The 16,260-nt window shown below is 74.7% G+C and carries 14 protein-coding genes and 1 pseudogene; 12 read left to right on the top strand and 3 right to left on the bottom strand.

Going from position 1 to position 16,260, the window contains the following annotated elements; all coding sequences use genetic code 11:
• Positions 1-45 precede the first annotated feature (45 nt).
• The 5 genes and pseudogenes from O7600_RS15360 to O7600_RS15340 form a co-directional block, all read left to right on the top strand.
• Positions 46-1,086, top strand: a complete 1,041-nt coding sequence (locus O7600_RS15360) for an alpha/beta hydrolase (protein ID WP_281587967.1) — start codon at positions 46-48, stop codon at positions 1,084-1,086.
• A 5-nt stretch (positions 1,087-1,091) separates the two neighbouring features.
• A complete protein-coding gene (locus O7600_RS15355) occupies positions 1,092-1,955 on the top strand; it encodes a DUF3152 domain-containing protein (protein WP_281587965.1) in 864 nt (287 codons plus the stop codon).
• Positions 1,956-2,031: 76 nt separating this feature from the next.
• On the top strand, positions 2,032-2,844 hold the full coding sequence (locus O7600_RS15350; protein WP_281587963.1) for a DUF3152 domain-containing protein: 813 nt from the start codon (positions 2,032-2,034) through the stop codon (positions 2,842-2,844).
• A gap of 41 nt (positions 2,845-2,885) precedes the next feature.
• Positions 2,886-4,133 carry an adenylyltransferase/sulfurtransferase MoeZ gene (gene moeZ / locus O7600_RS15345; protein WP_176558987.1) on the top strand — a complete coding sequence of 416 codons (1,248 nt, stop codon included), beginning with the start codon at positions 2,886-2,888 and terminating at the stop codon, positions 4,131-4,133.
• Between the two features lie 73 nt (positions 4,134-4,206).
• Positions 4,207-5,076, top strand: a pseudogene (locus O7600_RS15340) (hypothetical protein); the annotation flags it as partial.
• Between the two features lie 454 nt (positions 5,077-5,530).
• Here O7600_RS15340 and O7600_RS15335 read toward each other — a convergent pair.
• Together O7600_RS15335 and proB are read right to left on the bottom strand one after the other, a co-directional pair.
• The gene (locus O7600_RS15335; protein WP_281587956.1) at positions 5,531-6,772 is read right to left on the bottom strand and encodes a glutamate-5-semialdehyde dehydrogenase; all 1,242 of its coding nucleotides are present in this window, start codon (positions 6,770-6,772) and stop codon (positions 5,531-5,533) included.
• Positions 6,773-6,837: 65 nt separating this feature from the next.
• The gene (gene proB / locus O7600_RS15330; RefSeq protein WP_281587954.1) at positions 6,838-7,995 is read right to left on the bottom strand and encodes a glutamate 5-kinase; all 1,158 of its coding nucleotides are present in this window, start codon (positions 7,993-7,995) and stop codon (positions 6,838-6,840) included.
• Positions 7,996-8,008: 13 nt separating this feature from the next.
• Between proB and O7600_RS15325 the strand changes: the two genes are divergently transcribed.
• The 5 genes from O7600_RS15325 (at position 8,009) to O7600_RS15305 (ending at position 13,358) form a co-directional block, all read left to right on the top strand.
• Positions 8,009-8,323 carry an MGMT family protein gene (locus tag O7600_RS15325; RefSeq protein ID WP_091569870.1) on the top strand — a complete coding sequence of 105 codons (315 nt, stop codon included), beginning with the start codon at positions 8,009-8,011 and terminating at the stop codon, positions 8,321-8,323.
• 32 nt (positions 8,324-8,355) lie between these two features.
• Entirely contained in the window at positions 8,356-9,714 is a 1,359-nt protein-coding gene (locus O7600_RS15320) for an MFS transporter (RefSeq protein WP_281587951.1), read from the top strand.
• 55 nt (positions 9,715-9,769) lie between these two features.
• The gene (locus O7600_RS15315) at positions 9,770-11,248 is read left to right on the top strand and encodes an aminotransferase class V-fold PLP-dependent enzyme (protein WP_281587949.1); all 1,479 of its coding nucleotides are present in this window, start codon (positions 9,770-9,772) and stop codon (positions 11,246-11,248) included.
• Positions 11,249-11,444: 196 nt separating this feature from the next.
• Positions 11,445-12,005, top strand: a complete 561-nt coding sequence (locus tag O7600_RS15310; protein WP_281587947.1) for an NADH-quinone oxidoreductase subunit B — start codon at positions 11,445-11,447, stop codon at positions 12,003-12,005.
• A 36-nt stretch (positions 12,006-12,041) separates the two neighbouring features.
• Complete coding sequence (locus O7600_RS15305) at positions 12,042-13,358, top strand: DUF2252 domain-containing protein (RefSeq protein WP_099163613.1); 1,317 nt, start codon at positions 12,042-12,044, stop codon at positions 13,356-13,358.
• 20 nt (positions 13,359-13,378) lie between these two features.
• Here the strand turns inward: O7600_RS15305 and O7600_RS15300 are convergent, their stop codons facing one another.
• A complete protein-coding gene (locus O7600_RS15300; RefSeq protein ID WP_281587944.1) occupies positions 13,379-14,425 on the bottom strand; it encodes a glucose 1-dehydrogenase in 1,047 nt (348 codons plus the stop codon).
• Positions 14,426-14,527: 102 nt separating this feature from the next.
• On the opposite strand from O7600_RS15300, the gene O7600_RS15295 reads away from it, so the two are divergent.
• Positions 14,528-15,283 carry an NADH-quinone oxidoreductase subunit C gene (locus tag O7600_RS15295; RefSeq protein WP_281587942.1) on the top strand — a complete coding sequence of 252 codons (756 nt, stop codon included), beginning with the start codon at positions 14,528-14,530 and terminating at the stop codon, positions 15,281-15,283.
• On the top strand, positions 15,283-16,245 hold the full coding sequence (nuoH, locus tag O7600_RS15290) for an NADH-quinone oxidoreductase subunit NuoH (RefSeq protein WP_281587940.1): 963 nt from the start codon (positions 15,283-15,285) through the stop codon (positions 16,243-16,245). The genes O7600_RS15295 and nuoH overlap by 1 nt, the downstream gene beginning before the upstream one ends.
• The last annotated feature ends 15 nt before the right edge of the window (positions 16,246-16,260 follow it).

Here is a 16,260-nt window from a genome sequence, read left to right as displayed (position 1 = left end):
CCGGTCGCGGTGTGCGGTCGGGCCGGGGCGGGGAAGACTGGAACCATGAAACGCGCCGAACTCTGGCCGGACCATGTCCTTCCCGCCCACCACGTCCCGCCGCCCTGGCCGGGTCGGCACGTGCGTCTCGACGGGACGCTCGTCCACGTCCGGGACACCCCGGCCACCGCGCCCGGCGCCGAGCCGGCCCTCTACGTGCACGGTCTCGGCGGCTCGGCGCAGAACTGGACCGACCTCGCCGGCCTGCTCGCGGGGCGGCTCGACGGCCAGGCGATCGACCTGCCCGGCTTCGGGCGCAGCGAGCCGGGGCGGCGCTACACCATCCCGGCGTTCGCCGACCGGGTGGTGAGCTGGATCGAGCACAGCGGCCGGGGGCCGGTGCACCTGTTCGGCAACTCGCTCGGCGGCGCGGTCGCGGTGCGGGTGGCCGCCCTCCGGCCGGACCTGGTCCGGACGCTCACGCTGATCTCGCCCGCGCTGCCGTTCCTGGATTTCCGGCGTTCGTTGCAGGGGCGGATGCTGCCGTTGCTGGCCATCCCCCGGGGTGAGCGGTTGGCCGCCTGGCGGCTGGCCCAGCTCGCGCCGGAGGTGATGGCCCAGCAGGTGATGGAGTCGTGCGTCGCGGACCTGACCCGGATCAGCGAGCAGCGCCGGCAGGAGGCGATCGACGAGATCCGGATCCGGTACGAGGCGGCCCACTACGCCGCCGCGTACGTCCGGACGTTCCGGGGCCTGGTCGGCAGCTTCCTGCGGTCGTACCTGCCGGGGGCCGGCGCGCTCTGGCGGCAGGCCGCGGCGGTGCGGGTGCCCACGCTGGTGGTGGGTGGCCGGCAGGACCGCCTGGTCGACGTGCGGGTCGCGCCGCAGGCCGCCCGGGTGATCCCGGACAGTCGGCTGCTGCTGCTCGACGGCGTCGGTCACGTGGCCCAGCTGGAGGTGCCCCGGACCGTGGCGCGGGCGGTGCTGGCGCTGCTGGCCGAGGCGGCCCCGGCCGCCACGCCGGGTCCGAACGGGACGGAAGCGCAGGCCAGGGCCATGGTCACCGGAACGGAGGAGAGCGGAACCGGGCGCGACGTGGCAGTCTGAGCCGGATGCCCAGCTCCCGCCGTCCGCGGTCCGCGCGGTCCACGTCTCCTGCCCGCCGATGGCGTTCCGCCGTCGTGGTCTGCGCCTTCGCCGCCGCTGCCGCGGTCGGTGTCGGGGTCGCGTTGCAACTTCCGTCGGCCGGCGCCGAGGTGCTGGTCACGGACGGGTTCGCGGCCCAGCCGCCGGCGCCGCCCGTGCCGTCGCCGCCGCCGAGCGTCTCCCCGCCGCCGTCCCCGGCGCCCAGCTCACCGGCGGCGCCCGTGCTGGCTCTGCCCGGCCCGGTGCCGGCGCACGGCCGGGGCAGCTTCGGCTACGACGACCGGCCCAGCGGCGTGCTCGGGACGGCCGGGACGCTGCGCCGGTTCCGGGTGGCGGTGGAGAACGGCTCCGGCGAGGACGTCCACGCCTTCGGCGGGGCGGTGCAGCGGGCCCTGACCGGGCCGGGGAGCTGGGTGGACGGCGGTCGGTTGCAGTTGCAGCGGGTCGCGCCGGGGGAGCGGTACGACTTCACGATCTACCTGGCCACCCGGGACACGGCGGGCCGGCTGTGCGGTGCGGGTGGGATCGACATCCGCAAGGGCGGGGTGCCGTACACGTCGTGCCGGGTGCCGGGCAAGGTCGTGATCAACCTGGACCGGTGGCGCACGTCCGCCCCGCACCTGGTGGCCGCGCGGATGCCGCTGGACTCCTACCGGCTCTACGTGGTCAACCACGAGGTGGGGCACCAGTTGGGGCACCACCACGAGGCATGCCCGGGCGCGGGCCGGCCGGCGCCGGTGATGCAGCAGCAGACCCTGTTCCTCGACGGATGCCGGCCGAACCCGTGGCCGTACCTGGGCGGGAAGCGGTACACCGGCCCGGCGCTCTGAACGCGTCCGTGAGGGATTCTCGCGGCTTGCGCCGCAAAAGCAGCTAAATGCCCGAATTGCGTGGCACGCTGGTGGCATGACGTCGTCGTCCCCTTACGACCCGCCTGCCGCGCCCGAACGACCCGGCCTGCGCCGGATGCGCCGCCGCCGGCGGCGGTCGGTGCTGCTGCTGACCATGATGCTCGCGGCCGGCGGCGGCGCCGTGGGAATCACCCGACTGAGCGAGCCGCCGCGCACCGAGCGGGTCCCGCTCGCCGCCGTGCCGCCGCTCGCCCAGGGCGCCGAGGCCGAGATCCCGGCGGCCCCGACCGGCTATCCCACCGCCGGCCCCGGCACCTTCGCCGTGGCCGAGGGCCGGTCCGAGGTACGCGGCCAGGCCGGCCCGCTGCGCCGCTACCGGGTCGAGGTCGAGCAGGGTACGGGTCAGGACGCCGACGAGTTCGCCGCCACCGTGGACGCGGTGCTCGGCGACCCGCGCAGCTGGATCGCCTCCGGGGAGCTGCGGGTGCAGCGGGTGCCCGAGGCGGCCGCCGCCGACTTCACCGTTTACCTGGCCACCCCGGCCACCTCGGAGCGGATGTGCGCCGAGGGTGGGCTGCGCACCGAGCGGTACACGTCCTGCCGGCTGCCCGGCCGGGTGATCCTCAACCTGGCCCGCTGGATGTCGGCGGTCCCCGACTACGGCGCCCCGCTGGAGGTCTACCGGACCTACGTGGTCAACCACGAGGTCGGCCACGAGTTCGGCGAGCTGCACCAGGCCTGCCCCGCGCCCGGCGCCCCCGCACCGGTGATGCAGCAGCAGACGTACGGGCTGGACGGCTGCGTGCCGAACGCCTGGCCGTACGTCGACGGGGTCCGCTACGACGGCGAGCCGACCGACGGCGTCTGAGTTATTCCCGGTCCCGCAGTTCGGGCCGAGTGTCCCTCATCATGGCCGATCCCCACCCGGGCGAGCGACAATGGCGCGGTCCCACCGCCGATCCCGGGGAGTCCACCGTGTCGTTGCCCCCGCTCGTCGAGCCCGCCGCCGAGCTGACCGTAGACGAGATCCGCCGCTACTCGCGCCACCTGATCATCCCGGACGTCGGGGTCGAGGGGCAGAAGCGGCTGAAGAACGCCCGGGTGCTCTGCGTCGGCGCCGGCGGTCTCGGCTCGCCCGCGCTGATGTACCTCGCCGCCGCCGGCGTCGGCACGCTCGGCATCATCGACTTCGACACCGTCGACGAGTCGAACCTCCAGCGCCAGATCATCCACGGCGTCTCCGACGTGGGCCGGTCCAAGGCCGAGTCCGCAGCGGCCTCGATCCGGGAGATCAACCCGCTGGTCAACGTGGAGATCCACAACACCGCGCTGGACCGGGAGAACGTGCGGGACATCTTCTCCCGCTACGACCTGATCGTCGACGGCACCGACAACTTCGCCACCCGCTACATGGTCAACGACGCGGCCGTGCTGCTCGGCAAGCCGTACGTCTGGGGTTCGATCTACCGCTTCGACGGCCAGGCGTCGGTGTTCTGGGCCGAGCACGGCCCCTGCTACCGCTGCCTCTACCCGGAGCCGCCGCCGCCCGGCATGGTCCCCTCCTGCGCCGAGGGCGGCGTGCTCGGCGTGCTCTGCGCGTCCATCGGGTCGATCCAGGTCAACGAGGCGATCAAGCTGCTCGCCGGCATCGGCGAGCCGCTCGTCGGCCGGCTCATGGTCTACGACGCCCTGGAGATGAGCTACCGCAAGATCAAGGTCCGCAAGGACCCGAACTGCGCGCTCTGCGGCGAGAACCCCACGGTCACCGACCTGCTGGAGGACTACGAGGACTTCTGCGGCGCGGTCTCCGAGGAGGCCCAGGAGGCGGTGGTCGACTCGACCATCACCGCCCTGGAGCTGAAGGAGTGGCAGGACGCCGGCAAGGACATCTTCCTGGTCGACGTCCGCGAGCCCGCCGAGTACGAGATCGTCCGGATCCCCGGCTCCACGCTGATCCCCAAGGGCGAGATCATCTCCGGCGAGGCGCTGGCGAAGCTCCCGCAGGACCGGCAGATCGTGCTGCACTGCAAGTCCGGCGTCCGGTCCGCCGAGGCGCTCGCCGCGCTCAAGGCGGCCGGGTTCAAGGACGCCGTGCACGTGCAGGGTGGCGTGCTGTCCTGGGTCAAGCAGATCGACCCGTCGCTGCCCGCGTACTGACGTCGATGTCCCGAAGGGCCCTCCCGGTGCGCCGGGAGGGCCCTCGGCGTCTCACCGGTGGGCCGGGCCACCTCTGACCGAGCTACCGAGGCGTGACCGCGTCGGCGCAGGTAGCGTCGCCTGCGTGGTGGATCTGGAAGCGGCGATCGGGTTCGTCGTGGCGCACGGGGACGCGGTGGACCGCGCCCGGCTGTCGCGGTTGCGCACCGGCGCGCCGGTGCCGCCGGAACTGCTCGACGCGGCGGAGTCCGGCCAGGCCGTCGGCGGCGGCTGGCCCGCCGTGCTCGACGGCGAGGTGGCGTCCGTCGACGCGACCTGCTTCCGGCTGTCCGAGCTGGACGACCTGGGCGCGCTCGGCCGTCCCGCCGCCCGACACGCGCTCGACTGGCTGGCCGCCGGCCAGCTCGCCGACGGGGGCTGGGACGAGCACCCGTCGTTGGCCGGGTTCGCGCCGGAGTGGGCCACGCCAGGCGATCCCGAGGCCCGGTTCTACCTGACCGCCGACGCCGGGTTCTGGCTCACCGTGGCCGGGCTGGACGCCCGCGCCGCCGGCCCGCTCGACCACCGCGTCGGCGGGGCGTACGCCGGGGTGGTCCAGGCGGCGGCCCAGGCGCTGGCCGGGCGGCTCGCGGCGGACGGGAGCTGGCCGTCGTTCCTGCCGGCCGGCTGGCTGGCCGCGGCCGTGCTGCACCGCCAGCAGATGTACTACGAGTCGGCCCGGATCCAGGCCGTGCTCGCCGACCGGATCCCCGGCATGTCCCCGGCCGACGTGGCCTGGCTCGCCGCCACGCTGCGGCGGGTGGAGGTGGGCGAGGAGCAGTGGCTGCTGGTGTCGGCGCGGCGGCGGCTGGCCGAGACCCAGCGCAGCGACGGCGGCTGGGACAGCGACGACGGCCACCAGTTCGACGTGCACACCACGCTGCGCGCGATCCGGGCCTGCCGCTCGGACGTCCCGGAGGCGCCGCGCGCCGGCGCGCAGTTCGTGGTGCCGGGCATCGTCGCGCTGCCCGCCGTGCCGTCCCCGCGTCCCGCCCCCGACGCGTCGTCCGCCCAAGCCCCGCGTCCCGCCCCCGACGCGTCGTCCGCCCAAGCCCCGCGTTCCGCCCCCGACGCGCCCTCGGCCCAAGCCCCGCTTGCCACCCCCGACAGGTCCTCCGGTGCCGTGCCCGACCTGCTCACAGGCTTCGTTCCCGGTTCACCCCCGGCCCCCGTCGCAGACCCGGCCCCGCCCCCCGTCCCGGCCCCCGCTTCCCTCGCCGGGCACCCGGTCCCACCCGCACCGCCCGTCGATCATGGAGTTGTGGCGCCCAGCATGTCGGATTGACCCCGTTATCCGAGGTGCCACAACTCCAAGATCGACGAGGACGCGGGCGGGCGGACGCGGAGCCGTGGGTGGATCAGCGGACGTGGCCGTCGCCGGTGACCACATACTTGGTGCTGGTCAGCTCCGGCAGGCCCATCGGCCCGCGGGCGTGCAGCTTCTGCGTCGAGATGCCGATCTCGGCGCCGAACCCGAACTCGCCGCCGTCGGTGAAGCGGGTCGACGCGTTGACCATGACCGCGGCGGCGTCCACCCGGGCCACGAACTCCCGGGCCGTCCGCTGCGAGTCGGTGACGATGGCCTCGGTGTGGCCGGTGCCGTACCGGCGGATGTGCGCGACCGCGTCGTCCAGGGAGTCGACCACGGCGACCGAGATGTCGGCCGAGAGGTATTCGGTGGCGAAGTCCTCGTCGGTCGCCGCGACCACCCCGGCGGAGTGCGCGGCGACCTCGGGGGTGCCGTGGACGGTCACGCCGGCCTCGGCGAAGGCGGCCAGCACGGCCGGCAGGAAGACGTCCGCGACGGCGCGGTGGACCAGCAGCGACTCGGCGGTGTTGCAGGTGGACAGCCGCTGCGTCTTGGCGTTCAGCGTGACCGCCAGGGCCTTGTCGAGGTCGGCGGCGGCGTCCACGTACACGTGGCAGTTGCCCACGCCGGTCTCGATCACCGGCACTGTCGACTCCTCGACCACGGCGCGGATCAGCGACGCGCCACCTCGCGGGATCAACACGTCGACCAGGCCCCGGGCGCGCATCAGCTCCTTGACCGAGTCGCGCGAGGAGGAGTCGAGCAGTTGCACCGCGTCCGCCGGCAGGCCGGCGCCGGCGACCGCGTCGCGAAGCACCTCGACCAGGGCGGCGTTGGAGTGCGCCGCCGAGGAGGAGCCGCGCAGCAGCGCCGCGTTGCCCGACTTCAGGCAGATGCCGGCGGCGTCGACGGTCACGTTCGGCCGGCCCTCGTAGACGATGCCGACCACCCCGAACGGCACCCGGACCTGACGCAGCTCCAGCCCGTTCGGCAGGGTCGAGCCGCGCACCACCTCACCGACCGGGTCCGGCAGCGCGGCCATCTCGCGCAGCGCGCCGGCGATGGCGGCCACCCGGCCCCCGTCGAGGGCGAGCCGGTCCAGCACGGCCGCGGACAGCCCGGCGTCGCGCCCGGCCGCCAGGTCCGTCGCGTTCGCCGCCAGGATCTCCGGGGTACGCGCCACGAGCGCGTCGGCCATCGCGTGCAGCGCGGCGTCCTTGACCGTACGGGTGGCCGTGGCCAGGGCCTCCGCCGCGTCCCGGGCCCGGCGGGCCTGCTCGACGACGCTCATCTGCGCTCCTCAGGTGTTAGGAGGGGCCCCTTGTTATGCAGAATGCGTTAACAAGGGGCCCCTGCTTACAGCAAAACGAGGTCGTCGCGGTGGACGACCTCACGTTCGTAGGCCGGGCCGAGCGCCGCGGCCAGCTCCGAGGTGGAGCGCCCGAGCAGGCCGGGCAGTTCCACCGCGTCGTAGTTGACCAGACCCCGGGCCACCGGCGCGCCGGCGGTGTCGACGAGGTCCACCGGGTCGCCGGCGGTGAACGCGCCGTCCACCGCGGTGATCCCGGCCGGCAGCAGCGACTTGCGCCGGCCGACCACGGCCTGCACCGCGCCGGGGTCGAGGTGGAGCCGGCCGCGGGGCGCGGTGGCGTGCGCCAGCCAGAAGAGCCGGGCGGCGGGCCGCCGGGCGCTCGGGTGGAAGTAGGTGCCGACGGGCTCGCCGGTCAGCGCCGCCCCGGCCAGCGGCGCGGCGGTGAGCACCACCGGGATCCCGAAGCCGGTGGCGATCCGCGCCGCCTCGACCTTGGTCACCATTCCGCCGGTGCCCACCCCGGCCCGGCCGGCCCCGCCCACGTCGACGCCGGCCAGGTCGCCCTCGCCGCGCACCTCGGTGATGCGGGTGCTGCCCGCGCGGGCGGGGTCGCCGGTCCAGAGCGCGTCGACGTCGGAGAGCAGCACCAGCAGGTCGGCGTCGACCAGCGCGGCGACCAGCGCGGCGAGGCGGTCGTTGTCACCGAACCGGATCTCCTCGGTGGCCACCGTGTCGTTCTCGTTGACGATCGGCACGGCCCGCAGGTCGAGCAGCTTGCGCAGGGTCCGGTACGCGTTGCGGTAGTGCGCCCGCCGGGTCACGTCGTCGACGGTGAGCAGCACCTGCCCGACGGTGTGCCCGTGCCGGGCGAACGCGGCCGCGTACCGCCCGATGAGCAGGCCCTGGCCGACGCTGGCGGCGGCCTGCTGGGTGGCCAGGTCGCGCGGGCGCCGGGGCAGCCGCAGCGGCGCGAGGCCGGCGGCGATCGCGCCGGAGGAGACCAGCACGACCTCGCGACCGGCGGTGGCGAGCGCGCCGAGCGTGTCGACGAGCGCGTCGACCCGGGCGTCGTCCAGCCCGCCCGTCGCGGTGGTCAGCGAGGACGAACCGATCTTGACCACGATCCGGCGGGCCGAGGTGACTGCTTCACGCACCCGACCATTCTGCGCGCTGCGCTCCGCGGGACCGTGGCGCGTTCCCATATCGTGGCAGCTCGTGACACCTGACGAATACGTCGAGGCGGTGCTGACGCTGGTCGAGCGGATCCCGCCGGGCCGGGCGATGTCCTACGGGGCGGTGGCCGACGCGCTGGCGGAGCGCTCCGGGCGGGCGTCGGCGCGGCTGGTCGGCTCGATCATGGCCCGGCACGGTGGCGGGGTGCCGTGGCACCGGGTGGTGAACGCGGCCGGCCGGCTCCCACCGGGTCACGAGCGGGAGGCCCGGGCCCGGCTGCGCGCGGAGGGCTGCCCGTTGCGCGGGGACCGGGTGGACCTGGCGGCGGCCGCCTGGTCGCCGGAGGAGGGGATGTGACCGCGGCCATAACGTGAGTAGCATTCGGCTCCATGACAGCTTCGGGCCTGCCCCGCCGGGTGCACCTCGGATACGCGCTGGGCTCCCTGGCCACCGGCGCGTTCGGCACCGTGCCCGGGCTGCTCCTGCTGCCGTACCTCACCGACACCCTGGGCGTGGCGGCCGGGCTGGCCGCACTGCTGGTGCTCCTGCCGAAGGCGTGGGACGTGCTGGTCAACCCGGTGGCCGGGCGCATCTCCGACCGGACCCGCTCCCGCTGGGGCGCCCGCCGGCCCTACCTGCTCGGCGGTGGGCTCGCCCTGGCGGTGCTGTTCGCCGCGATCTTCGCCGCGCCGTTCGGGAACGGTCCGGCCGCCGCCGGATACGTCGCGCTCGCCTTCCTGGCCGCCGCGACCGCGTTCGCCTTCTTCCAGGTGCCCTACGTGGCCATGCCGGCCGAGCTGACCGACGACCCGGCGGAGCGTACCCGCCTCATGACCTGGCGGATCGCGGTGCTGGCACTGGCCATCCTGGTCTCCGGCGCGGTGGCCCCGGCGGTGGTCGCCGCCGGCGGCGACGGCCTGCCGGGCCACCGCTGGATGGGCCTGTTCGTGGCCGCGCTGATCGTGGCCGGCGCGGTCGGCGCGTTCCTCGGCACCCGGTCCGCGCCGGCCGCGACGGTGGGCGAGAGCGAGCCGAGCCTGCGTGCCCAGCTCGCGGTCGCCGGCCGCAACCGGCCGTTCCGGGTGCTGCTGATCTGTTTCGTGATCCAGTCCGCCGGGGTGGCCACCGTGCTGGCCGGCGTCAAGTACTTCGCCGACCAGGTGCTGCGCGCACCGGACAGCGGCCCGACGCTGCTCTTCGCCTGCTTCGTCGCGCCGGCGCTGCTGGTCATGCCGCTCTGGAGCCGGGCCGGCGCCCGGCTCGGCAAGCGGGCGTCGCTGGTCGCCGCGTCGCTGCTCTTCGCCGCCGGCGCGCTCACCCTGGTGACCGCGCCCGCGCTGCCGGCCGCCGGAGCGTACGCGGTGGTGGCGGTGATCGGCGTCGGGTACGCCGGCCAGCAGGTCTTCGCGCTGGCCATGCTGCCGGACTGCATCGCCTACGACACCGCGCGCACCGGGCGGCGGCAGGCCGGGGTGTTCACCGGGCTGTGGACCGCCGGGGAGACGTTCGGACTGGCCCTGGGGCCGGGCATCTACGGCCTCGTGCTCCAGCTCTCCGGCTACGTCTCGTCGTCGACCGGGGTGGCGGCGGCCCAGCCGGGCAGCGCCCGGCTCGGCGTGCTGCTCGGCTTCACCGTGCTGCCGGCCCTGCTCGTCGCCGCCCCGGTGGTGCTGCTGCGCGGCTACACGCTGACCCCCGCGCACCTGAGCGCCGCGTCCGGCGCCGTCCCGCCGACCGTGCGCGCGTGAGCCACCACGTCCCGCCCGCCGCCGCGGACCGTCACGAGAGGAACACCGGAGACCGATGACCGACACGGCAGGTGCGGGCGCGCTGCCCGCCGAGGGGATGCCCGCGCCGCGGGTGCTGGACGAGATCCGGGCGCTGCGGGCCGGCGACCGACCCACGCACGGCGGGCGGCTCTTCGCCTACGTCTACGACCCGGGCGTGGCCGGGCTCGACGAGCTGGCCCAGGCCGCGTACGCGGAGAGCGCGCACGTCAACGGCCTCGACCCGACCGCCTTCCCGTCGCTGCTGGCGATGGAGAACGCGCTGGTCGCCGCCGCCGCCCGACTGCTCGGCGGCGGCCCGGGCACGGACGCGCCGGACGTGGTCGGCAGCGTCACCGGCGGCGGCACCGAGTCGCTGCTGCTCGCGGTCAAGGCGGCCCGCGACGCCCGTCCCGACCTCGCCGAGCCGCGGATCGTGGTGCCGGCCAGCGCGCACGCCGCGTTCGCCAAGGCGGCGCACTACCTGCGGGTGGCGCTGGACCAGGTGCCGGTCGACCCGGTGACGCTGCGGCCGGACGTGGCAGCGATGGCCGCTGCGATCCGCCCGGAGACCGTGCTGGTCGTCGCGTCCGCCCCGTCCTACGCGCACGGCGTGGTCGACCCGGTCGCGGAGATCGCCGCCGTCGCGGCGGGAGCCGGCGTGCGCTGCCACGTGGACGCCTGCTTCGGCGGCTGGGCGCTGCCCTGGCTGCGCCGGCTCGGGGCGCCGGTGCCGCCGTTCGACTTCGCCGTGCCCGGGGTCACCTCGATCTCGGTCGACCTGCACAAGTACGCGTACGCCCCGAAGGGGGTGTCGGTGCTGCTGCACCGGGACGCGGCGCTGCGCTCCCCGCAGTACTTCGCGTACGCCGACTGGCCCGGCTACACGATGGTCAACCCGGTGATCGCCTCCACCCGGTCCGGCGGGCCGATCGCCGCCGCGTACGCGACGCTCCGCCATCTCGGCGAGGACGGCTACCTGCGGCTGGCGGCGTCGACCCGGGACGCGGTCGCCGGGCTGGCCGCGGCGGTGCGGGCGACCGACGGCCTGCGGTTGATGGCGGAACCGGAGTCCACTGTGGTCTGCTTCACCGCCGAGGACCCCACGCTCGACCTGTTCCTGCTGGTGGACGAGCTGACCGCGCGGGGCTGGCACACCCAACCCCAGCTCCGGTACGCCGACCTGCCGGCCAGCGTGCACCTCACGGTGACCGCCGCGGTGGCGCCGCGGGTGGCCGAGTTCGCCCCGGCGCTGGCCGACGCGGTCGCCGCGGCCCGCGCCGCCGGGCCGGTCGCGCTGCCGCCGGACCTGTTGGCGCTGGCCGGCGGCCTCACCCCGGAGGCGCTCACCCCGGAGCTGGTGGCCGGGCTGGCCGAAGGGCTCGGCCTGGGCGGTGGCGCCGGTGTGCCGGACCGGATGGCGGTGGTCAACACGCTGCTCGACGCCGCCCCGGCGCCGGTGCGGGAACGGCTGCTGGCGGAGTTCGTCGGGCTGCTCCAGCGCCCGGCCTGGTGACCCGGTAGCCGGCGGGCTCCGCGCTCGGCGTCAGCCGAGCCGGCTCGCCCGCCCGAACCCGGCCCCCGCGCGGCTGGGGCGACGGTCAGGGTGGCGACGACGGCCGGCGCGCCGTCGGATTCCGCCGCCGGCCCCGACTTCCGGCCCGACCGCTGTGGTTGACTGTCGGTTCGGGGACAGCGGAGGGAGGCCCGACGTGCAGGTGCCGGCCGTGCTCGGTGAGCCGATCCGGTTCGTGCTGAACTGGGGCCGCCGCTACTCGCTCTGGGTGTTCAACTTCGGCCTGGCCTGCTGTGCGATCGAGTTCATCGCGACCAGCATGGGCCGGCACGACTTCATGCGGCTCGGCGTGATCCCGTTCGCCCACGGCCCCCGGCAGGCCGACCTCATGGTGGTCAGCGGCACCGTCACCGACAAGATGGCCCCGGCGGTCAAGCGGCTCTACGACCAGATGCCGGAGCCGAAGTACGTGATCTCGTTCGGCGCCTGCTCGAACTGCGGCGGCCCGTACTGGGACTCCTACTCGGTGACCAAGGGCGTCGACCAGCTCATCCCGGTCGACGTCTACGTGCCCGGCTGCCCGCCACGGCCGGAGGCGCTGCTGCACGGCATCCTCCGCCTCCAGGAGAAGATCGCCGCCGAGGAGTCCGGCGTCGGCGGCGTCCCCCGCCCCGACCGGCTCGCCCCGCCGGCGGATTCCGTCCCGCGGCCGGTGGAGGCGCTGACCGCACCCCCGGTGCGTCCCCCGGTCGGCTGAGCCGCCGGGTGGCGTAGCGGGACTAGCCTGCGGACCATGACCGACTCCGCGGAGAAGCGTTCCGCCTTCATCGTCGACGTGCTGACCGAGGAGTTCGGCGCGTCCATGGCGATCGACCCGGCGGCGTTCCGCCGGAAGTTCCGCAAGATGGCCGCCTCGCCGTTCGCCTTCTACCGGGGCAGCGCCTCGCTCTTCTACGCCGACCAGCTCGGCGACTTCGCCAGCGAGCGGTTCCTCGACGACCGGACCAGCCGGGTGTGGATCCACGGCGACCTGCACGCGGAGAACTTCGGCACCTACATGAACGCCTCCGGGCAGCTCGTGTTCAACGTCAACGACTTCGACGAGGCGTACGTCGGGCCGTTCACGTGGGACCTCAAGCGCCTGGCCGCGAGCGTGGCGCTGCTCGGATACGCCAAGGCGCTCTCCGACCGGGTGATCGGCGAGCTGGTGACCGGCTTCGCCCGCTCCTACCTGGCCGAGCTGCGGGCCATCTCCGCCGGTGGGGACGACGCGATCGGCTCGATCACGCTGGAGAACGCGGACGGCGTGCTGCGCCGGGTGCTCCAGCAGGCCCGGCTGAGCACCCGGGTGGACCTGCTCGCCGCGCAGACCACGATCGACAACTACGAGCGCCGCTTCTCCCTCGGCGACGGCGTGTACGAGATCGACGCCGCGACCCGGGAGAAGGTCTGCGCCGCGTTCGAGGACTACCTTGGCACCCTGCCGGAGTCGACTTCCCGGCTGCGCCCGGTGGCCACCACCATCAAGGACGTGGTGCTGCGCAAGGGGGTCGGCATCGGCTCGGCCGGGCTGCCCTCGTACAACCTCCTGCTGGAGGGGCACACCCAGGCGCTGGAGAACGACGTCGTCATCTACATGAAGCAGGCCCAGGTGCCGGCCGTGGCCCGGCACATCGACGACGAGCGGGTGCGGTCGTACTTCCGGCACCAGGGGCACCGCACCGCCGAGTCGCAGCGGGCGTTGCAGGCGCACGCCGACCCGTGGCTGGGGTTCACCGAGCTGGACGGCGCCGGGCAGCTCGTCGCCGAGGTCTCCCCGTACGCGGCGGACCTCGACTGGGCCGACGTCAACGAGCCGGAGGAGCTGGGCGGGGTGCTCACCGACCTGGGCCGGGCGGTGGCCCGGATGCACTCGGTGGCCGACGACGAGTCCAGCCACGACCTGGTCGACTACTCGACCGAGGACTCGATCGTCGCGGCGGTCGACGCGGACGCCGACGGCTTCGTCGACTACCTGGTCGACTTCGCCCACCGGTACGGGATCCGGGCCCGCGAGGACCACCAGCTCTTCGTGGACCTGTTCCGCAACGGCCGGCTGCCCGGCATCTGAGCGGGGGTGCCCGCCCCGCGTCACTGCGTGAAGTCCAGCACCACCTTGATGTCCTCGCCGGTCGAGGCGTACGCCTCCCGGTACGCCGAGACCGGCACCCGGCGGGTGATCAGCGAGTTCAGCCACGACCGGTCGGCCCGGGCGAGCGCTTGGGCGGCCATGTCCCAGTGCCGGCGGCCGGCGTTGACCGATCCGAAGACCACGTTGTTCTCCAGCACCAGCTCCCGGTTCAGGGCGCCCGCGTCGAAGTCGATGGTCCGGCCGCCGCTGGAGACGCCGGTCAGGCAGACGATGCCGGTGGGCGCGGCCTTGCACATCGCGTCCAGCACCACCGGAGGCGCGCCGGTGCACTCGACCACCACGTCCGGTTGCAGGTCCAGCTCGGCCACGGTCGACGTGTGGTAGGTGGCGCCGAGCGCGCGGACCAGGTCCGGCTTCGGGCCGGTGGTGTTCCGGTCCAGCACGTGCACGGACAACTCCCGCTGGCTGGCCAGCAGCGCGGCCAGCAGCCCGATCGGCCCGGCCCCGGTGATCAGCGCGGTCTTCGGCTTCCACTCGGCCCGGCGGCCGATCCGCTCGATGTGGTCCCACGCCTTCGCCACCACGCTGGCCGGCTCCAGCAGCATGCCCACCGACGCGAGCGCCTCGTCCAGGCCGACGGCGAACTTGGGCTGCAACCGCCAGCGGTCTCGGGCGAACCCGGGCAGCCCCTTGATGCCGTGCTCGGTGTACCGACCGTTGCGGCACATGTCCCACTCGTCCACCGCGCAGTTCGCGCACGGCACCGGGTCGGGATGGCGGACCACGCCGGCCACCAGGTCGCCCGGGTGCAACGTGCCGGTCGGGTCCTCCAGCACCCGGCCCAGCGACTCGTGTCCGAGCACGAGCCGCTCCTGGCCCGGCGGCGCCTCGCCGTACTCCCCGGCGATGATCTCGTGGTCGGTGCCGCAGACGCCCACCGCCAGCGCCTCGACCAGGATCGCGCCCTCCTCGGGCTCGGGCTCCGGCCACTCCTCGGTGAGGCGGAGCGAATCCGGGACACCTGGGGTCACAGTCACAGCGCGCACGGCCCTCATCTTTCCCCGCCGGCCGCCGGTCCGCTCGGCAAAGCGACGATCCGGCCCGGACGGCCCGACCCGGCCCGGACCCGCCGGCCATAGGATCAGCGCATGACTCCGGAAGAGGTCGGCCGGCGGGTGGTCGCGCTGCTCGCGCCCGTGGAGGCCGCCGCGTCGGTCTCCGGCGGTCAGGGGTACGCCCGCGCCACCGTCGACGTACCCCCGGCGAGCTGGGCCGACGCGGTGCGCGCGGCGCGCGACGACGCGGAGCTGGGCTTCGACTTCCTCGACTGGCTGTCGGCGGTGGACGAGCTGGCCGACGGCTTCGACGTGGTCGTGCACCTCTGGTCGGTGCGGCACCGGCACGGTCTGCTGCTGCGCACCCGGGTGCCCCGCGCGGCGCCGGTCGTGGCGTCCGTGGTCGACGTCTTTCCCGGCGCCGACTGGCACGAGCGGGAGACCCACGAGATGTTCGGCATCGACTTCGCCGGGCACGCGGAGCTGCGACCGCTGCTGCTGCCGCCGGAGTTCGAGGGGCACCCGCTGCGCAAGGAGTTCGTGCTCGCGTCCCGGGTGGCCAAGCCGTGGCCCGGCGCCAAGGAGCCGGGCGAGTCGGAGGCCGGTGGCGGGCGGCGACCGGTCCGGCCGCCGGGCGTACCGGCGCCGGGGGAGTGGGGGACGACGCCCACGCCGGCCGGCGCGGCCGGGGCGGGCGAGGGCCCGCGCGGCGGTACGCCGGCCCGCCCGGCCCGGGAGCGTCCCGCGCGCCCGGCCCCCGGTGGACGTCCCGCACGTCCCGTGCCCGGGGAGCGGCCGACCGGGCCGCCCCGCCAGGAACCGGACCCCGACGCGGCGGGGGAGTCCTGATGCCCGACTGGTTGGAGCTGGTCCTGCGGGTGGTGGGCGTGCTGGTCGCGTTCCTCACCCTGCCGCTGATCGTCGGCCAGGCCGAGCACAAGGTGATGGCCCACATGCAGGGCCGGCTCGGCCCGATGTACGCGGGCGGTTTCCACGGCTGGGCGCAGCTGGTGGCCGACGGGATCAAGTTCGTGCAGAAGGAGGACGTCACCCCGCGCGAGGCGGACCGGCCGGTGTTCCGGCTCGCGCCGGCGGTGGCCCTGGTGCCGTACCTGCTCGCCCTGCTGGTCATCCCGCTCGGGCCGGGTGACCTGGTCGCCCAGCCGCTGGACATCGGCCTGTTCTTCGTGCTCGCGGTGGTGGGCATCGGCGTGCTCGCGGTGCTCATGTCCGCCTGGGCGTCGGCCAACAAGTACAGCCTGCTCGGCGGGCTGCGCGGCGCCGCCCAGCTGCTCGGCTACGAGCTGCCGCTGGTGCTGGCCGCCGCCTCGGTGGCGATGGCGGCGGGCACGCTCAGCCTGCCCGGCATCGTGGAGGCGTGGCAGCCCTGGTGGCTGCTCTGGCAGGCGCCGGCCATGGTGATCTTCTTCGTCGCCGGGCTGGCCGAGATCCGCCGCCCGCCGTTCGACATGCCGGTGGCGGACTCCGAGCTGGTCTTCGGCTACATGACCGAGTACACCGGCCTGCGCTTCGCGTTCTTCCTGCTGGCCGAGTACGTCGGCATCGTGGTGATCGCGGCGCTGACCACGGTGCTCTTCCTCGGCGGTTGGCAGGGCCCGTTCGCGGACGCCCAGCTCGGCTGGCTGTGGACGCTGTTGAAGGTGTTCGCGGTCGCCTTCGTGATCATCTGGCTCCGGGTGAGCTACCCGCGGCTGCGCGAGGACCAGCTCCAGCGTCTCTGCTGGCTGGTCCTGGTCCCCCTGGCCCTGGCCCAGCTGGTCCTCACCGCCGCCGTCCGCCTCGCCCTGTAACCCACCCAACCCCGG

The organism is Micromonospora sp. WMMA1998, from assembly GCF_027497375.1.
Taxonomy (GTDB): domain Bacteria; phylum Actinomycetota; class Actinomycetes; order Mycobacteriales; family Micromonosporaceae; genus Micromonospora; species Micromonospora sediminicola.
The sequence above is the reverse complement of the archived record's forward strand: the minus strand, read 5'-3'. Positions and strand labels throughout refer to the sequence as shown.

Bases quoted from the DNA above. Each gene is read 5' to 3' on its own strand.
- O7600_RS15305 (WP_099163613.1), top strand. From the start codon at position 12,042: ATGACCGACTCCGCGGAGAAGCGTTCCGCCTTCATCGTCGACGTGCTG.
- O7600_RS15320 (WP_281587951.1), top strand. From the start codon at position 8,356: ATGACAGCTTCGGGCCTGCCCCGCCGGGTGCACCTCGGATACGCGCTG.
- O7600_RS15335 (WP_281587956.1), bottom strand. From the start codon at position 6,772: ATGAGCGTCGTCGAGCAGGCCCGCCGGGCCCGGGACGCGGCGGAGGCC.
- O7600_RS15315 (WP_281587949.1), top strand. From the start codon at position 9,770: ATGACCGACACGGCAGGTGCGGGCGCGCTGCCCGCCGAGGGGATGCCC.
- proB (WP_281587954.1), bottom strand. From the start codon at position 7,995: ATGGGAACGCGCCACGGTCCCGCGGAGCGCAGCGCGCAGAATGGTCGG.
- O7600_RS15360 (WP_281587967.1), top strand. From the start codon at position 46: ATGAAACGCGCCGAACTCTGGCCGGACCATGTCCTTCCCGCCCACCAC.
- O7600_RS15355 (WP_281587965.1), top strand. From the start codon at position 1,092: ATGCCCAGCTCCCGCCGTCCGCGGTCCGCGCGGTCCACGTCTCCTGCC.
- moeZ (WP_176558987.1), top strand. From the start codon at position 2,886: ATGGCCGATCCCCACCCGGGCGAGCGACAATGGCGCGGTCCCACCGCC.
- O7600_RS15350 (WP_281587963.1), top strand. From the start codon at position 2,032: ATGACGTCGTCGTCCCCTTACGACCCGCCTGCCGCGCCCGAACGACCC.
- nuoH (WP_281587940.1), top strand. From the start codon at position 15,283: ATGCCCGACTGGTTGGAGCTGGTCCTGCGGGTGGTGGGCGTGCTGGTC.
- O7600_RS15295 (WP_281587942.1), top strand. From the start codon at position 14,528: ATGACTCCGGAAGAGGTCGGCCGGCGGGTGGTCGCGCTGCTCGCGCCC.